Annotated in this window: 3 protein-coding genes; 2 read left to right on the forward strand and 1 reads right to left on the reverse strand. The window is 58.9% G+C overall.

What is annotated here, in order from left to right; genetic code table 11:
- Positions 1 to 87: 87 nt before the first annotated feature.
- Positions 88 to 495 (reverse strand): Cd(II)/Pb(II)-responsive transcriptional regulator, encoded by a 408-nt coding sequence (gene cadR, locus GPA21_RS19660; RefSeq protein WP_004364961.1) that lies wholly within the window; start codon positions 493 to 495, stop codon positions 88 to 90.
- A 95-nt stretch (positions 496 to 590) separates the two neighbouring features.
- On the opposite strand from cadR, the gene GPA21_RS19665 reads away from it, so the two are divergent.
- A complete protein-coding gene (locus GPA21_RS19665; RefSeq protein ID WP_072676343.1) occupies positions 591 to 1487 on the forward strand; it encodes a cation efflux transmembrane domain-containing protein in 897 nt (298 codons plus the stop codon).
- A 209-nt stretch (positions 1488 to 1696) separates the two neighbouring features.
- Positions 1697 to 3120, forward strand: a 1424-nt coding sequence (locus tag GPA21_RS19675; protein WP_168989765.1) for an IS1634 family transposase, incomplete at its 3' end; no start/stop codon positions are given.

Below are 3120 nucleotides of genomic sequence, written 5' to 3' on the forward strand. Positions count from 1 at the left end.
GGGTAAGCGGATTAAATGGTTGATCTTACCTTTGCATGAGAGTGAGACAGACCGGCATCTCATCGGATTATCTGGTTGATGCTTCACCTACTGCTGGTGCATGTTTCCTTCGCTAATTCCAGCAAGAACCCCACACGCCTCAACTTCCCGGTCATCGTTGCAACTCGCTCTCAGTGAAACGAGTTGTTTCTCAAGCGCTTGCAGAGCGGTTATCTGCGACCGCACATGAGAGATGTGATCATCGAGCAAGGCGTTGACGGCGGTACAAGGCTGATGAGGGTCGTCCTGATAGCTCTGTAGTTCGTGAATCTCAGCCAGTGACAGGCCCAGGATTCTGCAGCGACGGATGAAGGCCAGCCCCTCACCATGCTTCTCGGTATAGACACGGTAACCGTTGTCCTGCCGATCAGGCGGCGGCAACAAGCCCTGCTGTTCATAGAAGCGGATCGTCTGTGTTTCGACCCCTACCAACTGCGCCAACTGACCAATGCGCATCAGCCTCCTCCCCAACGGATTCTTTACTCTATTGACCTTATAGTAGCTTTATAGTTTTAAATGGTACCACAACATTGTTCAAGTGGAGTCGTATCATGAGCAAATCCTGTGGTGGCGCCTGTGGCGGTGATGCAACGTCCGCAGCGGATACCGATATACAGGCCTCCTCCGAGGCGCCAGGGAGATGGGTCAGTGTTTATGCCGTGCCGAAGATGGACTGTCCATCAGAAGAACGAATGATTCGCCTAGCCCTGAACGGCTTTGAGGAGATTCGGGCGCTGTCCTTCGACTTGTCGAACCGCCGGCTGAAGGTCGTGCATGACGGCGAGGTCGAGCCCGTCACCTCGAAACTGAAGACCTTGGGGCTAGGCGCCTCGCTTCAGGAAACCGTCGCTGCAAATCCGGAGACCATCAAGGCCGCCGAGTTTTCGGCAGCTTCTGCTAAGCAAGAATCCGGGACCCTGCGCTGGTTGCTCGGCATCAATGCACTTCTGTTCGTGGTGGAAATGACTGCCGGTCTGATGGCTCAGTCAACTGGCCTCATTGCAGAGTCCCTGGACAATTTTGCTGATGCGGCAGTGTACGGACTCGCTCTTTATGCGGTTGGGCATAGCGTGAAAAGGCAGGTCCGTGTTGCGCACGTTGCTGGTGTGGTCCAACTGGTTTTGGCTGTTGGCGTACTCGTAGAGGTCGTGAGGCGCTTTGTATTCGGTAGTGAGCCTGAATCGCTGGTGATGATAGCCATCGCATTCGTCGCATTGATTGCCAATACCGCCTGTCTGCTGATGGTATCCAAACATCGAGGGGGCGGAGCTCATATGAAGGCTAGCTGGATATTTTCGGCCAACGACGTGGTGATCAACCTGGGGGTCATCACCGCCGGCGCCCTGGTCGCGTGGACCGGGTCCAATTATCCGGATCTGATTATCGGCACCATCGCGGGGGTCATTGTACTTAACGGTGCCAGACGCATTCTGGCGTTGAAGGGTTAAATAATGCTCATTATTGGCAAAAAGCTCTCGCCGTATGCCCTATTGTCCATATCGGGCCTGCTGGCAGCGTCTGACCCGACTTTGACAGTTCCGAGGCACATTTTCGATCGATCTCCAGCAACGGCGCGGGTTTCGGAGCGGTGAGGCGCCGAAATCCTAGATACATAGGTGGTTGATTTTTCGGTCTGAATCCCGCTACCGTTCTGTCTATGCACCTGAGACAGAGCAAACAGAAGCGGTCCGACGGGCGGGAGGTCACCTACCTGCAACTGGCCGAGAACGTGTGGGATGCCTCGAAGGGGCGCTCGCAGGCGCGGATCGTGTTCAACTGCGGCCGTGCTGACGACGAGGCGGTCATCGAGCGGCTTCGCCGTCTGGCCAAGAGCATCCTGCGCCGTTGCTCCCCCGAGGCCATCGTTGCCGACGATCCAGGTTGGCGCTTGGTGTGTGCCTGGCCCTATGGCGATGTGTATGCACTCGAAGCGGTGTGGAAACGACTCGGCATCGACGCCATCGTGCGTGCGCAGGCGAACGGTCGGCGCTTCGGTTTCGAGATGGAGCGCGCGTTGTTCGCGCTGGTAGCCAATCGTGCCTGTGCGCCGGCCTCCAAGCTCTACTGTCATGAGCAGTGGCTCAAGGAGGACGTGCATATCGAAGGCACTCAGACCTTGGCGCTGCACCAGCTCTATCGAGCGATGGATTTTCTCGAAGCGAACAAGGCCGCGATCGAGCAAGCGATCTTCTTCCAGGTTGCCGACTTGTTGAGCCTGGATGTGGACATCGTGTTCTACGACACCACCTCCCTGCACTTCGAGATCGATGACGAGGACAAGGGCGACGACACAGGTCAGACCTGCGGTAGCGTCGCGTCCGGCGCCAAGCGCTACGCTGCGCCGAGAAAGCGCGGCTACAGCAAGAACGGCCGCGGCGATGCGCCGCAAATCGTCGTCGGCCTGGCGGTTACCCGCGACGGCTTTCCGGTACGCCACTGGGTGTTTCCCGGCAACACGGTCGATGTCACGACAGTGGCTCAGGTCAAGGAAGACCTGAAGGGCTGGCAGCTCACCCGCTGTCTGTTCGTCGGCGACGCCGGCATGGTCTCGCAGGCGAACTTCCAGGCCCTCGCCAAGGGGGGCGGCAAGTACCTGATGGCCATGCCGATGCGCCGCGGCGACGAAGTCACGGAGGCGGTACTGTCGCGTCCGGGGCGCTACCGCAAGATCGCCGACAACCTCGAGGTGAAGGAGGTCGTGGTCGGTGACGGCGAGCGCCGTCGTCGCTACGCGGTGTGCTTCAACCCGCTGGAGGCGCAACGTCAGCGTGCCCACCGTGAAGAGCGCCTTCGCGAGCTGGAAGCCGAACTCGCCTGTCTGACCGATCAAGGCGAGGGCGGGCACAACAAGCGCATGTGTGCGCTGCGCAGCAGCGCCCGCTACGGGCGGTTCTTGAAAGAGACCAAGCGAGGTCCGGCGATCGACAAGCAAGCAGTCGCTGAGCTCGAACGCTTCGACGGCAAGTTCGTTGTCCATAGCAACGACGATACCCTCACCGCCGAGGACATGGCGCTTGGCTACAAGCAGCAGCAACGCGTGGAAGAAGCCTGGCGCACGATGAAGGGCGGCCTGCGCATGCG

Source organism: Azoarcus taiwanensis, from assembly GCF_012910885.1.
GTDB lineage: Bacteria > Pseudomonadota > Gammaproteobacteria > Burkholderiales > Rhodocyclaceae > Azoarcus_F > Azoarcus_F taiwanensis.